The following is a 15,243-nucleotide window of genomic DNA, read 5'->3' as shown; positions in this document are numbered from 1 at the left end:
CGGGGTGCGCCCGTTTCCGTTTCGTCGTGGCTGGCGTCACGGATTGTTTCCCCCCGCCCACCCGTGGCTGTCATCGCATAGTGCGGGGTGCGCACTGTCTGCCTGGGTTCCCGGGGGCCCTCCGGGGTGACTCCTCGCTCCACGCATCGTCTTCGGCTCTCGGCCGGTCCGCTGGGTCGCTGCGGGGACACCCCTGCACGCCCCCGTTCTGTTGCGTTCCGCGCTGCGGCACGGGGTGGGTGAGAAGGAGATCGGGGTGACCCCAACCTCCTATCTCACCCTCCCTCCGCGAAGAGAGGCACCCGCCAACCGGACAGAAGGGGGTGTGCCGGGGGTGTCCCCGCAGCGACCCAGTAGCCGGAGCCAAGCTGTGGCGGATACGGGGAGCGAGGAGTCACCCCCGGCGCGCCCCCGACCCCGTACCGGCAATAGGCGAAGCCCCCGGTGCCGAACCAAACCAAAACCCACCCCCACCCCCCACCGGGCAGGGGCGAACGGGGGCCACCCCGGAAACCTGGAACGGGCGAACCGGCCACGGAGTAATGGCTGACCGCCAGCGCGAGCGAACCCGCGGACCGTTAGATCCACGTGTCCAGCCACATCCGGTGGCGCCAGGCGTCGAGGGGGATCGTCATGCCGGTGTAGAGGGGGAAGAAGTAGATGAAGTTCCAGATGATGAGCAGGACGAGGGTGCCGGCGCCGACGGCGCCCCACATGCGGCGGCGTTCGGGGGCGCCGCGGGGGCCGAGGAGGGCGCCGAGCATCATGGCCACGGCGAGGCAGAGGAAGGGCACGAAGACGACGGCGTAGAAGAGGAAGATGGTGCGTTCCTGGTACAGGAACCAGGGCAGATATCCCGCGGCGACGCCGCAAAGGACCGCGCCGGCCCGCCAGTCCCGCCGCAACGCCCACCGGTACAGCAGGTATGCCAGGGCGAAACACGCCGTCCACCACAGCAGTGGCGTGCCGATCGCCAGGACCTCGCGGGCGCAGCCGCCCGCCGCGTGGCAGCCGTCCTGGCCCGGCTTGGGCGACTCGTAGAAGTAGGAGACCGGCCGGCCCAGCACCAGCCAGCTCCACGGGTTGGACTGGTAGGTGTGCGGCTGCGTCAGGTGCACGTTGAACTCGTACACCTGGTACTGGTAGTGCCACAGGCTGCGCAGCGGTGCCGGGATCCACGACCACGTACCGCCCCGGCCGTCGGCCCAGTGCCGGAAGTAGCCGCGGTCGGTGACGAACCACCCGGTCCAGGACGCCAGATAGGTCAGCAGCGCCACCGGCACCAGGGACAGGAAGGCCGGGCCGAGGTCGCGGCGCGCCACCGCCCGGTACGGGCGCCACGCACCGGCGGTGCGCCGTGCCCCGGCGTCCCACAGCAGCGTCAGCACCCCGAACGCGGCCACGTACACCAGGCCGTTCCACTTGCTCGCCCCGGCGAGCCCCAGCAGCACCCCGGCCGCGATCCGCCACGGCCGCGCCCCCAGCCGGGTGGCCGCACCGGCCCGCGCGTCGGGCTGGCCGTCGGCGGGCAGCGCGGCGGCCAGCCGGGCCCGGGCCGCGTCCCGGTCCACCAGCAGCGCCCCGAACGCGGCCACCACGAAGAACATCACGATGAGGTCGAGCAGCGAGGCGCGGCTCATCACGAACTCCAGGCCGTCCACCGCCATCAGCAGCCCGGCCAGGCACCCCAGCGCCGTCGAACGCAACAGCCGCCGCCCGATCCGGCAGACCATCAGCACCGCCAGCGACCCGAGCAGCGCCACCATGAAACGCCAGCCGAACGGGTTGAGCCCGAAGGCCCATTCGCCCAGTGCGATGATCCACTTGCCGACCGGCGGATGGACCACGTACGACGGGTCGAGGCCCAGCGGGATCTTCTGCGGATGGGCCAGGATCAGCTGGTTGGCGTTGTCCGGCCAGCTCGACTCGTAGCCGTGTCGCAGCAGTGCCCAGGCGTCCTTGGCGTAGTACGTCTCGTCGAATATCACCGCGCGCGGGCTGCCCAGGTGCCAGAAGCGCAGCACCCCGGCGAGGAGTGCGACCAGCAGCGGGCCGCCCCAGCCCGACCAGCGGGCGAGCAGGTCGGCGCAGCGGCCGGACAGCCACGGCACCCGCCGCCACCAGCCACCCGGCTCGGGCAACGGGACGACCAGCCGCTCCCGCGCGTCGCCACGCGGCGGTTCGACGTACCCGAAGCGGCGCAGCCGCTGCTGCCAGGGCGTGGGCGGCCGGTCCGCCGACGCCCGGCCGGGCGGCCCCTGACGGCTCGCCGCCCCCGGCGGCACGGCGGCGGACGCGGTCGCGGTCTCACTGGTCACCGGGACATCGTAAGGATTCCCCTGGGGAATCAGGCCCCACCGGACCATGCGGGGGGAGCCCCGGCGGATGGGCGGGGGACAATCGGAGGGTGACGCTCGTACTCGCAGGAACCCCCATCGGCGACCCCGCCGACGCCCCGCCGCGGCTCGCCGCGGAACTCGCCGCCGCCGACGTGATCGCCGCCGAGGACACCCGCCGGCTGCGCCGGCTCACCGCCGCGCTGGGGGTGGCCCCGGCCGGGCGGATCGTGTCGTACTTCGAGGGCAACGAGAGCGCCCGCACCCCGGAGCTGGTGGCGGCGCTGGCCGGTGGGGAACGGGTGGTGCTGGTCACCGACGCCGGCATGCCGTCGGTCTCCGACCCCGGTTACCGGCTGGTGGCCGCCTGCGTGGCCCAGGGCATCGAGGTGACCGCGGTCCCCGGCCCGTCGGCGGTGCTCACCGCGCTGGCGGTCAGCGGGCTGCCGGTGGACCGGTTCTGCTTCGAGGGGTTCCTGCCGCGCAAGGCGGGGGAGCGGCTGGCCCGGCTGCGGGAGGTCGCGGGGGAGCGGCGCACCCTGGTCTACTTCGAGGCGCCGCACCGGCTCGCCGACGCCCTCGCCGCGATGGCCGAGGTCTTCGGCGCCGACCGGCGGGCCGCGGTCTGCCGCGAGCTGACCAAGACCTACGAGGAGGTCCGGCGCGGCCCGCTGGCGGAGCTGGCCGAGTGGGCCGAGGGCGGGGTCCGCGGCGAGATCACGGTGGTCGTCGAGGGCGCCCCGGAACCGGGACCGCAGGACGTCGGCCCGGAGGAACTGGCCCGGCGGGTGGCGCTGCGCGAGTCGGCGGGCCAGGCCCGCAAGGCCGCCATCGCCGCGGTGGCCGAGGAGGCCAACGTCCCCAAGCGGGACGTCTTCGACGCGGTGGTGGCCGCCAAGCGCGGCGCCTGAACGGGGTCGGAAACCCGCTGTTGACCGGCGGGTTTCCATGGTCGGCACAAGCGCGGGTAAAGGTCTACGGTGGACAGGTAAAGGGCCGTAGGCCGCACCGCGGCGATGGACCACAAACGTTCCAAATCTGGCTCAAGAGACGGGAACCCCTACTGCGTCCCCGCCCGGGAAGGCGTTCGCTGGTAGTGGGAAGTCCCGCTCCGGACATGCGGTCCGGAGGGCAACAGGAGCTGCCATGAGCGAGACCCTAGGCACCCCCGGCGCACCCCCGGCCGGCCACGCGTCGGGTGAAGTGGTGCACGAGGCGTATTCCTTCGCCTGCCTCACCTGCGGGTACGGCTGGGAGCAGGCGTACGAGATAGCCCACCACGTCGACGACCACGGTCACACCAACGTCGTCTACTACGCCGGCCGCCAGCGGGTTCCGTCCCCGCTGACCCGTCCCACCTGCAAGAACTGCGGCGGCCACCTGGTGCGCATCATGCGTTCCGGCCGCGTCTCCTCCGCCCACTGGGGCCACGTGCCCAGCCCCGACCCCGGCGAGGCGGTGCCCATCGCCGGCCCCCTCGTCCTCCCCGGCGCCCCGCGCGAGGCCCGCGCGGAACGGCTCCGTGAGGAGAAGCGGCGTCACCACTGGTTCGCCGACCTGCTCGCGGTCTTCCACCGCAAGCACCGCGACGACGACGACCCCACCAGCCAACGCGCCGCCTGACCCCCGGCCCCCCTCCCGGCGCCCCCTCCTGATCGCCCCTGCGGGTGCCCCTCCCGGCGCCCTCTCCCGGTCGCGCCTCCGGGTGCGCTTTCCCGGTTGCCTCTCCGGTCGCGCCTTCAGGTGCGCTTTCCCGGTCGCCCCTCCTTCCCTCCCCGTCGCGGGGTCCGTGCCCGCGGCGGCCTCCCCGCGCCTGCGGAGGGCTGCCGCGCCCGGGCGGCCCCGCGCCCGGTGGCGCGCTCCCCGGCCGCCCCGGTGCCTGGGGGCGCCCGTAGACTCGCCGCATGGCGGGAACTGGGACTTCGACCACCGACAAGACCGCGGCGCCACCGCTTCCGGAGCGGTTGAGGGTCGCGGTGGCGGATTCGCATACGCACTTGGACATGCAGTCCGGCACGGTCGAGGAGGCGTTGGACAAGGCGGCGGCGGTGGGGGTGACCGCGGTGGTCCAGGTCGGGTGCGACCTGGAGCGGTCCCGTTGGGCCGCGGAGGTCGCCGGGCGCCACGAGAACGTCCACGCCACCGTCGCGCTCCACCCCAACGAGGCGCCCCGGATCCGCCGGGAGGAGGGGCCGGGCGCCCTCGACGCGGCCCTGGACGAGATCGCGGCGCTGGCCGCGCTGCCGCAGGTACGCGGGGTCGGCGAGACCGGCCTGGACTACTTCCGCACCGGGGCCGACGGCATCGAGGCCCAGACCTACTCCTTCCGCCGCCACCTGCGCATCGCCAAGGAAGTCGGCAAGGCGCTCGTCATCCACGACCGCGACGCCCACCAGGACGTCCTGCGCGTGCTGCGCGAGGAGGGCGCCCCCGGCACCGTGGTCTTCCACTGCTTCTCCGGCGACGCCGCGATGGCCGAGGAGTGCGCCGCGGCCGGGTACTACATGTCCTTCGCCGGGAACGTCACCTTCAAGTCGGCCCAGCCGCTGCGCGACGCGCTCGCCGTCGCCCCGCTCGACCTGCTGCTGGTCGAGACCGACGCCCCCTTCCTCACCCCGGCCCCCTACCGCGGCCGGCCCAACGCCCCCTACCTGATCCCCGTCACCCTGCGCGCGATGGCCGCTGTCAAGGGCGTGGACGAGGACGAACTGGCCACCGCCGTCGCCGCCAACACCGCCCGGGCCTTCGGCTGCCCGCCACCACGTTGATCACGACACGGGGTAACCGTACCGCTTTGGAGAGTGACCACCGCGCGCGCTAGGGTCCCCCACCGAGCACCGCTCGTGCCGGACCCGTGGAGGCGTCGTGAGCGTTACCCAGGGCAGCCATCGCGCCCGCGGCGGCCCCGTGACCCGGCCCGGTCCCGTGCCCGGCGGCCGGACCGGCGCGCACCGCGGCACCAGCGCCTGGCCGGTGCCGTTCTGGGCCACCGGCACCTGGAGCGGCGCCGGCACCGGCACTCGACGGGCCGGCCCCCGCCGCGCCGCGCCCCCGCCTCCCGTCCCGCCCGCGCCCGGCCCCCGCGTCCCCGCCCAGCCGCCCGGCTCCCGCGCCGCCGCCCGCCACGCCCGCGCCGCCGACCGCCCCGACGCGCTGCGCCAACTGCTGCCCCGCGCCCTCGTCGTCGCCTTCCTGGCCGGCGGCAGCTACACCTACCTGGCCGCCGACAAGACCGTCGAACTCACCGTCGACGGCGTCCCCCGCACCCTGCACACCTTCGCCGACGACGTCCCCGAACTGCTGGACGAGGAACACGTACCCGTCGGCGACCACGACCTCGTCGCCCCCGGCCGGCACGCCGCCCTGCACGACGGGGACACCGTCGCCGTCCGCTACGGCCGACCGCTCGACGTCACCCTCGACGGCACCCCGCAACGCCTGTGGACCACCGCCCGCACCGTCGAGGAAGCCCTGCGCCAGCTCGGCGTGCGGGCCGACGGCGCCCACCTGTCCGCCTCCCGCTCCGCCACCATCGCCCGCCACGGACTGCGCCTGGAGGTCCGCACCGAACGCACCGTGACCTTCCTCGCCGACGGCCGCGAGCACACCGTCCGCACCAACGCCGGCACCGTCCGCGAGGCCGCCCGGCAGGCCGGCATCTCCTTCGGCCCGCACGACACCACCTCCGTCGACCCCGACAGCTTCCCGCGCGACGGCCAGACCGTCTCCGTCCTGCGCATCACCGGCACCACCCACATCCGCGAGGAACCGGTCCCCTTCCGCACCGTCGTCCACCCCGACCCCGACGAGTTCACCGGCACCCGCGTCGTGGTCACCCCCGGCCGCCCCGGGGTGCGCGAGGTCGTCTACACCCAGCGCACCGTCAACGGCGTGGCCGAACGCCCCCGGCTGGTCGGCTTCCGGCTGCTGCGCCCCCCGGTCGACCGTGTCGTACGGGCCGGCACCCGCCCGCTGCCCACCTCGGTGGCCGGCGCCGACCACCTCAACTGGTCGGGCCTGGCCCGCTGCGAGGCCGGCGGGCACCCCGACGCCGTGGACCCCTCCGGCACCTACGGCGGCCTCTACCAGTTCGACTCCCGCACCTGGCACGCCCTCGGCGGCACCGGCCGCCCCCAGGACGCCCCCGCCACCGAGCAGACCTACCGGGCCAAGAAGCTCTACGTCCAGCGCGGCGCCGCCGCCTGGCCGGTCTGCGGCGGCAGGCTCCACCACTGACCGGCGCCGGGTGCGCCCACCGCACCGCCGCTTACGTAGGCTTACGGGGTGAGCAGCACCCCCTCCACCGAGCACGGCCCGCTACTGGGCCCCGCCGACATCCGCGAACTGGCCGCCGCCCTGGGCGTACGCCCCACCAAGCAGCTCGGCCAGAACTTCGTCATCGACGCCAACACCGTACGCCGCATCGTGCGCACCGCCGGGGTGCGCCCGGACGACGTGGTGGTCGAGGTCGGGCCGGGCCTCGGCTCGCTCACCCTGGCCCTGCTGGAGGCGGCCGACCGGCTGGTCGCGGTCGAGATCGACCCGGTGCTCGCCGCCGCCCTGCCGGCCACCGTCCACGCCCGCCTGCCCGGCCGCGCCGACCGCTTCGACCTCGTCCACCGCGACGCCCTCCAGGTCAGCGAGGTCCCCGGCCCGCCGCCGACCGCGCTGGTGGCCAACCTCCCCTACAACGTCGCCGTCCCCGTGCTGCTCCACATGCTCGCCACCTTCCCCAGCATCGAACGCACCCTGGTGATGGTGCAGTCCGAGGTCGCCGACCGCCTCGCCGCCGCCCCCGGCTCCAAGGTCTACGGCGTCCCCTCGGTCAAGGCCGCCTGGTACGCCCACGTCAAACGGGCCGGCGCCATCGGCCGCAACGTCTTCTGGCCCGCCCCCAACGTCGACTCCGGCCTGGTCTCCCTGGTCCGCCGCACCGAACCGGTGGTCACCACCGCCACCCGCGCGCAGGTCTTCGCCGTGGTCGACGCCGCCTTCGCGCAACGCCGCAAGACCCTGCGGGCCGCCCTGGCCGGCTGGGCCGGATCGCCCGCCGCCGCCGAGGCCGCCCTCACCGCGGCGGGCGTCTCCCCGCAGGCCCGCGGCGAGTCGCTCACCGTCGAGCAGTTCGCCGCCGTCGCCGAACACCGCCCGCCGGCCGCCTCCTGACCGCCCCCGCGACCGTTCCGCCGACCGACCCCGCCGACCGTCCAAGGAGAGACGTGACCACCGCCCCCGTCACCGTCCGCGTTCCCGCCAAGGTCAACGCGCAGCTCGCCGTGGGACCGCTGCGCGCCGACGGCTTCCACGACCTGGCCAACGTCTTCCTCGCGGTCGGCCTGTACGACGAGGTCACCGCCACCCCGGCCGACGCCCTGCGGATCACCGTCTCCGGCCCCGACGCCGACCAGGTGCCGCTGGACTCCGGCAACCTCGCCGCCCGCGCCGCCGAGGCCCTCGCCGCCCGCCACGGCCGCCGGGCCGACGTCCATCTGCACATCGCCAAGGACATCCCGGTGGCCGGCGGCATGGCCGGCGGCAGCGCCGACGCCGCCGGCGCCCTGCTGGCCTGCGACACGCTGTGGGGCACCGGCGCCACCCGCGACGAACTCCTCGACATCTGCGCCGAGTTGGGCAGCGACGTCCCCTTCAGCCTGGTCGGCGGCGCCGCCCTGGGCCGCGGACGCGGCGAACTCCTCGAACCCCTCACCGTCGGCGGCACCTTCCACTGGGTCTTCGCGGTCGCCGACGGCGGCCTGTCCACCCCGGCCGTCTACCGCGAATGCGACCGGCTGCGCCAGGCCGCCGCCGTCACCGTCCCCGCCCCCGAGGCGTCCCCCGCCCTGCTGGCGGCGTTGCGCACCGGCGACGCCGCCGCCCTCGCCGCCGCCGTCGGCAACGACCTCCAGGCCGCCGCGCTGTCGCTGCGCCCCTGCCTCGCCGACACCCTGCGCACCGGCACCGAGGCCGGCGCCCTCGCCGCCCTCGTCTCCGGCTCCGGCCCCACCTGCGCCTTCCTGGCCGAGGACGCCGACGCCGCGGCCCGGATCGGCAAGGCGCTCACCGCCTCCGGCACCTGCCGCACCGCCCGGGCCACCACCGCCCCCGCCCCCGGAGCCACCGTCGTCGCCCCGCCCACCCGGCGGCACTAGTGCCGCGTCAGCCAGGGTTCGTCCGGTAAGGAGCGGCGTCCGGTGCGGTGCATCGCAAGGCGCCGGATCGGCCTCGTAGTGGGCCTACTCGGTCGGTCCGGCAACGCCGCGAGGTGCCGTGCCGGGCGTCGCGACGGGACGAACCTTGGCTGATGCGGCACTAGGCTGTAGGACCGGACCATCCGGCGAGCATGGAGAAAAATGGCGGTCAACCTGGTCAACGTCGAGTCCGTCAGCAAGGTGTACGGCACCCGGACGCTTCTCGACGGCACGTCCCTCGGCGTCTCGGAAGGCGACCGCATCGGCGTCGTCGGCCGCAACGGCGACGGCAAGACCACCCTCATCCGGATCCTCGCCAAACTGGAGGAACCCGACAGCGGGCGCGTCACCCACGCCGGTGACCTGCGCCTGGGCATCCTCACCCAGTCCGACACCCTCGACCCGCGGGCCACCGTCCGGCACGAGGTCATCGGCGACCTCGCCGACCACGAATGGGCCGGCAACGCCAAGATCCGCGACGTGCTCACCGGCCTCTTCGGCGGCCTGGACCTGCCCGGCTTCGCGCAGGGCCTGGACACCGTCATCGGCCCGCTCTCCGGCGGTGAACGCCGCCGCATCGCGCTGGCCAAACTGCTCATCGCCGAACCGGACCTCATCGTCCTGGACGAGCCCACCAACCACCTCGACGTCGAAGGCATCGCCTGGCTCGCCGCCCACCTCCAGGCCCGCCGCTGCGCCCTGGTCTGCGTCACCCACGACCGCTGGTTCCTCGACCAGGTCTGCACCCGCATGTGGGACGTGCAGCGCGCCGCGGTCCACGAGTACGAGGGCGGCTACTCCGACTACGTCTTCGCCCGCGCCGAACGCGAACGCCGCGCCGCCACCGAGGAGGCCAAGCGGCAGAACCTGGCCCGCAAGGAACTCGCCTGGCTGCGCCGCGGCGCCCCGGCCCGCACCAGCAAGCCCCGGTTCCGCATCGAGGCGGCCAACGAACTCATCGCCGACGTCCCGCCGCCGCGCGACACCGCCGAACTGATGCGGTTCGCCGGCTCCCGCCTCGGCAAGACCGTCTTCGACCTGGAAGACGTCACCGTCAAGGCCGGCGACCGCACCCTGCTCACCCATCTGACCTGGCAGCTCGGCCCCGGCGACCGGATCGGCCTGGTCGGCGTCAACGGAGCGGGCAAGACCACCTTGCTGCGGACCCTCGCCCAGGCCGCCGCCGCCCGTGACGCCGACGACGCCACCGCCGCCGCCCCGGCCGGCCTCGGCCACGGCCGGATCGTCGTCGGCAAGACCGTCCGCCTCGCCCACCTCTCCCAGGAGGTCGCCGAACTCGACCCGAACTGGCGGGTGCTGGAGTCCGTCGAGGCGATCCGGCAGCGCGTCGACCTCGGCAAGGGACGCGAGATGACCGCCTCCCAGCTGTGCGAACGGTTCGGCTTCGGCAAGGAGAAGCAGTGGACCCCGGTCGGCGACCTCTCCGGCGGTGAGCGCCGCCGGCTCCAGATCCTGCGGCTGCTGATGGACGAGCCCAACGTCCTCTTCCTCGACGAGCCCACCAACGACCTCGACATCGAGACCCTCACCCAGCTCGAGGACCTCCTCGACGGCTGGCCCGGCTCGATGATCGTCATCAGCCACGACCGGTACTTCATCGAGCGCACCACCGACCGGGTCCTCGCCCTCCTCGGCGACGGCACGCTGCGGATGCTCCCGCGCGGGGTGGACGAGTACCTCGAACGCCGCCAGGCCGTCCTCGCCGCCGCGGCCACCCCCGCCGCTGCCGCCGCCAGGACCGCCAAGGACAAGCCCAGGTCCTCGGCGGCCGACCAGCGCGCCGCCAAGAAGGAACTCCAGAAGATCGAACGCCAACTCGACCGCGTCGCCGAGAAGGAGACCGCGCTCCACGCCGAAATGGCCGAGAACGCCACCGACTTCGAGCGCATCGCCGGCCTCGACGCCCGCCTGCGTGAACTCGCCGCCGAACGCGAGGAGTTGGAGCTGCGCTGGCTGGAGCTGGCCGAAGAGGTCTGAGGCGGCGGACCGCCCCGCCGTCGTCACGGGGACGTCGCGGTCGGATTGCGACCTGGCGGGTGGAACGGCGGTGGCCGGAGCGGGACCGGTGGCCGGTGGTACAAAGAATGCCGCCGATCACGATCTCGACCGAGGAACCGCCATGTCGCAGCCGCCACCGCCGCCCGGCGGCCCCGTCCGCCCCGGCCCGTACGGCGGGCCCCCGCCGCCGGTCCCGCCGGGCGCCTCGGTCCCCGTTCCGCCCCCCGGCCCGTACGGCGCGGCCCCGTACGGCCAGCCGTACCCGGCGCAGCAGCCGTACCCCGTCCCGCCGGTGCCGCCGGTTCCGCCGGGGCCGGGCGGGGGCGGGCGGCGGGGGAGGCTCGCGGGGGTGGTCGCCGGGGTCGTGGCGGCCGTGCTCGTGGTGGCCGGCGGGGTGTGGTTCTGGGCCGCGGGCGACCACGGCCACCACGACCGGCCGCTGCCCGCCCCGGTCGCCGGGCACCAGGCGGACGGCCGGGTGCGCTGGACGGTTCCGGCGCCGGCGATACCCAAGGGCAGGCTCGTCGCCCCGGTGCCGGGGCTGTGGTTCGACGGCGACGAGGTGGTCAAGCAGTCGCCCGACGCGGTCACCGGCTACGACCTCGCCTCCGGCGCCCAGCGCTGGACGGTGGCCGCGCCGCAGGGCGCCACCTGCGTCTCCGCCACCGACCTGGTGGCCGGCCGGGTCGCCGTGCAGTACGGCGCCCACTGCGAGAACGTGATGGTCGTCGACGTCCGGGCCGGCCGGATGCTGTGGCACAAGCCGCTGCCCGCCCCGACGGACTCCCTCCTCCCGGCGACCGATGCCTTCCAGAGCACCGACATGGCGCTCAGCGGCGACACCGTCGCGGTGACCTGGGGCCCGAGCGTGGCCACCATGGCCTACCAGGCGAGCACCGGCCGCGAGCTGTGGCACTCCAGCGAGGGCTCCCCCTGCCACGACAAGGGCTTCGGCGGCGGCGCCCAGCTCATCGAGGTCTACCAGTGCTCCGGCAGCGGCAACCCCAACCACGTCTCCCTGGTCGACCCGGCCTCCGGCAAGCCCGTCTGGACCTGGGACGCCCCGGCCGGCACCGACGTGCGCAACGTCGTCTCCACCAAGCCCGTCGTCATCGGCCTCAGTGCCAACACCGGCCTGACCGACCTGTGGGACATCGACGGCGGCCGGCTCGGCGGCCGGATCTCCCTCGGCCGCGGCAGCGGCGACCTGGGCAGGTACGCCATCAGCTGCCCGGCCGGCGGCCGGATGACCCCGTGCCGCAACGTGGCCGTCGACGGCGGCACCCTGTACCTGGCCACCGTGGACCACCCCGGCCACGCCAAGGGCACCCGCACCAACGAGATCGCCGCCTTCGACCTGGCCACCGGCGACGGCCGCTGGCTCTCCTCGTCGCAGGAGCGCCCGATGGACCTGGTCACCGTCGAGGGGTCCTCGGTCATCGCCTACGAAACCCCTCCGGCCGACCGCGGCGGCACCGTCCTCAAGATCGACACCGGCACCGGCAAGGCCACCCCGTACACCACCTTCGCCGCCGCCACCGCCTCGCGCGAGCAGCCGTTCCAGGGCTCCTGGGACCTGGCCGAGGGATGGCACGACGACACCCTGGTGCTGGCGCTGGCGGGCATCGCCGCCGGCGCCCGCCTGCCCTACCTGATGGCCACGCTGCGCTGACCGCCCGTCAGCCCGCCGCGTCGCCTTTGGCCACGCGAATTGGCCAGTGAGGGTGGGGTTTTCGGTTCCCCCGGGGCGGTTTCGCCCCGGATACCGGCGCGCGGAGCACGGCGAACGTGTAGCTTCCGGGGACCGACCGACGCGGCACCGGCCGGGCCGGTCGCCGGCCGGCCACGGTCGCGGGCGGGGCGGGGCGCACGGCACGGGCCGCGCCGCCGGGGGACGAGGGGGAGGGTCGATGGGCATACGGCTCGTGGTGGTCGACGACCACCGGCTGCTCGCCGAGGCGCTCGCCTCCGCGTTACGGCTGCGCGGCCACCGGGTGCTCGCCGCGGGTGCCCCCACCGCCGCCGCGGCCGACCTGGTCGCGGCCCGCACCCCGGAGGTGTGCCTGCTGGGCACCGCCGCCCCCGCCGCGGCCGGCGCCTTCGACCCGGTGCTGCGCATCAGACGGGAACGGCCCGCCGTCGCCGTTCTCGTCCTCGGGCCGGTGCCGAGCCCGCGCGGCATCGCCGCCGCCTTCGCCGCCGGCGCCGCCGGGTACGTACGCCACGACGAACGGATCGAGGGCGTCGAGCGGGCGATGGCCAAGGCCCGGGCGGGGGAGTCCGCGGTCGCCCCGCAACTGCTCCAGCTGGCCTTCGCCGAGCTGCTGCACCCGGTCGCCGAACCGGACGACGAGGGCAGCCGGCTGCTGCGGCTGCTCACCCCGCGCGAGGTCGAGGTCCTGGTGCGGGTCGCCGAGGGCGAGGACACCCGGCTGATCGCGGCCGGGATGTCCATCGCCCCCAGCACCGCCCGCACCCACGTCCAGCGCGTCCTGATGAAGCTCGGCGTGGGCTCCCGCCTGGAGGCGGCGGCGCTGGCGGCCCGCACCGGCCTGCTGGACCGGGCGTCGGCGGCCTGCCACCGCGAGGTGGCCCCGTAGCCGTGCCGGGGCCGGGGCCCACGGCACGGCCCACGGGTCAGGGGCGCGGGTCGGTGTCCTCGGCGGCGGCCTCCTCGGCGGCGGGCGGCGGCGGGGTCGGGCTCAGCCGCAGCCACAGCAGGAACGCCAGCCCCAGCACGAGCATCCCCACCCCCGTCCACAGGTTGATGTTGATGCCCTGGGCCTTGTGGATGTCGGCGTCGGAGGCGGTGAAGCCGGCGATGGTGACGATCACCCCGTAGACCACGAAGAGCCCGCCGATGATCCGGCGTACGTCGAACAGCCGGGCGGCGGTGGCGGACTTGCGTTCCAGTTCCTCGACTTGCTGCTGGTAGTCGCTCATGGTGCTGCTTTCCGGATCGGCGTGGTCAGAGGGAGAAGGGCACGTAGCAGACGACGGCGAGGACGATGGCGCCCCAGCCGAGCAGCGCGGGCTTGCGGTACCAGGCGTCGTCGCCCGCGGCGAGCGGTTCCTCGGCGAGTTCGCCGCCGGTGGCCCGGTCCACCGGCCGGGTGCCGTAGACCAGTCCGGCCAGCTCGACCGCCGGCTTGGCCTTGGTGAACAGCGAGACGACCACCATCACCACCGCGCCCGCCCCGAAGGCGACCATCGAGGAGACGAAGTTGGCGCCCTGGTCGCTGGGGATGGCGATGATGTGCTGCTTGTAGATCCAGAAGTAGTTGACCATCGCCGCCACGGTGCCGGCCAGCAGCCCCCAGAACCCGGCCGCCCCGGTGGCCCGCTTCCAGAACATGCCGAGGATGAACACGCAGAACAGCGGCACGTTGAAGAAGGAGAACAGGGTCTGCAGGTAGTTCATGATGTTGCTGAACGACGAGGCCACGAAGGCGGTCCCCATGCCGATCAGCACCCCGACCGCGGTGACGACGCGGCCGGTCCTGAGGTAGTAGGCGTCCGGGCGGCCCTTCTTGACGTAGGCGGCCCAGATGTCGTTGGTGAACACCGTGTTGAACGAGGAGACGTTGGCCGCCATGCCCGCCATGAACGCGGCCAGCAGACCGGTGACCGCGATCCCCAGCACGCCGTTGGGCAGCAGGTCGCGCATGAGCACCGGGATCGCGTCGTTGTACTGCAGCCCGCTCGCGGACTTGCCCAGCGTCGGCTCCATGACCAGGGCGATCAGCCCGGGCAGGACGACCACCATGGGGATGGCCAGCTTGGGGAAGGCGGCGATCAGCGGGGTGCGCTTGGCGGCCGAGAGGTTCTTGGCCGACAGTGCGCGCTGCACCTCGGCGAAGTTGGTCGTCCAGTAGCCGAAGCTCATCACGAAGCCCAGACCGAGCACGATGGTCAGCCAGTTGGCGCCCAGCGGGTTGGCGGTGCCGATCCCGGTGCCCTTCCAGGCGGTCAGGAAGGCTTGGCCGTGGCTGGCGGTCAGCGAGTGGCTCAGCCCGTGCCAGCCGCCGACCCGCTTGAGGCCGACGATGGTCAGCGGGATCAGCGCGGCGAGGATGACGAAGAACTGGAGCACCTCGTTGTAGATCGCCGAGGAGAGCCCGCCGATGGTGATGTAGACCAGCACGAACGCGCCGGCCACCACGATGGCCACCCACTGCGGCCAACCCAGCAGCGCCTGGAGCACGATCGCCATCGCGTACAGGTTGACCCCGGCGATCAGCACCGAGGAGACCGCGAAGATCACCGAGCTGAGCAGGTGCGAGGAGGGGCCGAAGCGGTGCAGCAGGAACTCCGGCACCGAGCGGACCTTGGAGCCGTAGTAGAACGGCATCATCACCAGGCCCAGGAAGACCATGGCCGGGATGGCGCCGATCCAGTACCAGTGCACGGTGTAGGCGCCGTACTGCGCGCCGTTGGCGGCCATGCCCAGGATCTCGGTGGCACCGAGGTTGGCGGCCACGAACGCCAGCCCGGTGACCCAGGCCGGCAGCGATCTGCCGGAGAGGAAGAAGTCCAGGCTGGTCCGCACGCTGCGTTTCGCGGCGAATCCGATGCCGAGGACCACGACGAAGTAGATGACCAGGATCGCGTAGTCGAGACCGTTGGTGGGCAGCCGAAGCCCTGCGGCCAGGTAGGACATGGGGATCTCGCTTCAGTGGGCGTCATTGCACATATCGCGG

General features: G+C 74.0%; 12 protein-coding genes. 9 read left to right on the top strand and 3 right to left on the bottom strand.

What is annotated here, in order from left to right; all coding sequences use genetic code 11:
* Positions 1-578: 578 nt before the first annotated feature.
* A complete protein-coding gene (locus SCATT_RS10060) occupies positions 579-2,318 on the bottom strand; it encodes a dolichyl-phosphate-mannose--protein mannosyltransferase (RefSeq protein ID WP_014142902.1) in 1,740 nt (579 codons plus the stop codon).
* Positions 2,319-2,407: 89 nt separating this feature from the next.
* On the opposite strand from SCATT_RS10060, the gene rsmI reads away from it, so the two are divergent.
* From rsmI to SCATT_RS10015, 9 genes are all read left to right on the top strand, one after another.
* Positions 2,408-3,247, top strand: coding sequence for a 16S rRNA (cytidine(1402)-2'-O)-methyltransferase (gene rsmI / locus SCATT_RS10055; protein ID WP_014142901.1), 840 nt, complete (start codon positions 2,408-2,410; stop codon positions 3,245-3,247).
* Between the two features lie 235 nt (positions 3,248-3,482).
* Positions 3,483-3,959 (top strand): hypothetical protein, encoded by a 477-nt coding sequence (locus tag SCATT_RS10050; RefSeq protein WP_014142900.1) that lies wholly within the window; start codon positions 3,483-3,485, stop codon positions 3,957-3,959.
* A 281-nt stretch (positions 3,960-4,240) separates the two neighbouring features.
* Complete coding sequence (locus tag SCATT_RS10045; RefSeq protein ID WP_041824602.1) at positions 4,241-5,104, top strand: TatD family hydrolase; 864 nt, start codon at positions 4,241-4,243, stop codon at positions 5,102-5,104.
* A gap of 157 nt (positions 5,105-5,261) precedes the next feature.
* A complete protein-coding gene (locus SCATT_RS10040; protein ID WP_014142898.1) occupies positions 5,262-6,572 on the top strand; it encodes a resuscitation-promoting factor in 1,311 nt (436 codons plus the stop codon).
* Positions 6,573-6,620: 48 nt separating this feature from the next.
* Positions 6,621-7,502 carry a 16S rRNA (adenine(1518)-N(6)/adenine(1519)-N(6))-dimethyltransferase RsmA gene (rsmA, locus tag SCATT_RS10035; RefSeq protein ID WP_014142897.1) on the top strand — a complete coding sequence of 294 codons (882 nt, stop codon included), beginning with the start codon at positions 6,621-6,623 and terminating at the stop codon, positions 7,500-7,502.
* 53 nt (positions 7,503-7,555) lie between these two features.
* Positions 7,556-8,485, top strand: coding sequence for a 4-(cytidine 5'-diphospho)-2-C-methyl-D-erythritol kinase (locus SCATT_RS10030; RefSeq protein WP_014142896.1), 930 nt, complete (start codon positions 7,556-7,558; stop codon positions 8,483-8,485).
* A 201-nt stretch (positions 8,486-8,686) separates the two neighbouring features.
* Positions 8,687-10,522, top strand: coding sequence for an ABC-F family ATP-binding cassette domain-containing protein (locus SCATT_RS10025; protein ID WP_014142895.1), 1,836 nt, complete (start codon positions 8,687-8,689; stop codon positions 10,520-10,522).
* Between the two features lie 142 nt (positions 10,523-10,664).
* Positions 10,665-12,215: an outer membrane protein assembly factor BamB family protein gene (locus tag SCATT_RS10020; RefSeq protein ID WP_106433115.1), complete on the top strand. Its 1,551-nt coding sequence runs from the start codon at positions 10,665-10,667 to the stop codon at positions 12,213-12,215.
* 238 nt (positions 12,216-12,453) lie between these two features.
* A complete protein-coding gene (locus tag SCATT_RS10015) occupies positions 12,454-13,143 on the top strand; it encodes a helix-turn-helix transcriptional regulator (RefSeq protein WP_014142893.1) in 690 nt (229 codons plus the stop codon).
* 37 nt (positions 13,144-13,180) lie between these two features.
* Here the strand turns inward: SCATT_RS10015 and SCATT_RS10010 are convergent, their stop codons facing one another.
* Both SCATT_RS10010 and SCATT_RS10005 read right to left on the bottom strand, forming a co-directional pair.
* Positions 13,181-13,486, bottom strand: coding sequence for a hypothetical protein (locus SCATT_RS10010; protein WP_014142892.1), 306 nt, complete (start codon positions 13,484-13,486; stop codon positions 13,181-13,183).
* Between the two features lie 25 nt (positions 13,487-13,511).
* Entirely contained in the window at positions 13,512-15,203 is a 1,692-nt protein-coding gene (locus tag SCATT_RS10005) for a sodium:solute symporter family protein (RefSeq protein ID WP_014142891.1), read from the bottom strand.
* Positions 15,204-15,243 lie beyond the last annotated feature (40 nt).

It is taken from the genome of Streptantibioticus cattleyicolor NRRL 8057 = DSM 46488 (assembly GCF_000240165.1).
Classification (GTDB): Bacteria; Actinomycetota; Actinomycetes; order Streptomycetales; family Streptomycetaceae; genus Streptantibioticus; species Streptantibioticus cattleyicolor.
The sequence above is the reverse complement of the archived record's forward strand: the minus strand, read 5'-3'. Positions and strand labels throughout refer to the sequence as shown.

Bases quoted from the DNA above. Each gene is read 5' to 3' on its own strand.
- SCATT_RS10050 (WP_014142900.1), top strand. From the start codon at position 3,483: ATGAGCGAGACCCTAGGCACCCCCGGCGCACCCCCGGCCGGCCACGCG.
- SCATT_RS10045 (WP_041824602.1), top strand. From the start codon at position 4,241: ATGGCGGGAACTGGGACTTCGACCACCGACAAGACCGCGGCGCCACCG.
- SCATT_RS10025 (WP_014142895.1), top strand. From the start codon at position 8,687: ATGGCGGTCAACCTGGTCAACGTCGAGTCCGTCAGCAAGGTGTACGGC.
- SCATT_RS10020 (WP_106433115.1), top strand. From the start codon at position 10,665: ATGTCGCAGCCGCCACCGCCGCCCGGCGGCCCCGTCCGCCCCGGCCCG.
- SCATT_RS10015 (WP_014142893.1), top strand. From the start codon at position 12,454: ATGGGCATACGGCTCGTGGTGGTCGACGACCACCGGCTGCTCGCCGAG.
- SCATT_RS10010 (WP_014142892.1), bottom strand. From the start codon at position 13,486: ATGAGCGACTACCAGCAGCAAGTCGAGGAACTGGAACGCAAGTCCGCC.
- SCATT_RS10005 (WP_014142891.1), bottom strand. From the start codon at position 15,203: ATGTCCTACCTGGCCGCAGGGCTTCGGCTGCCCACCAACGGTCTCGAC.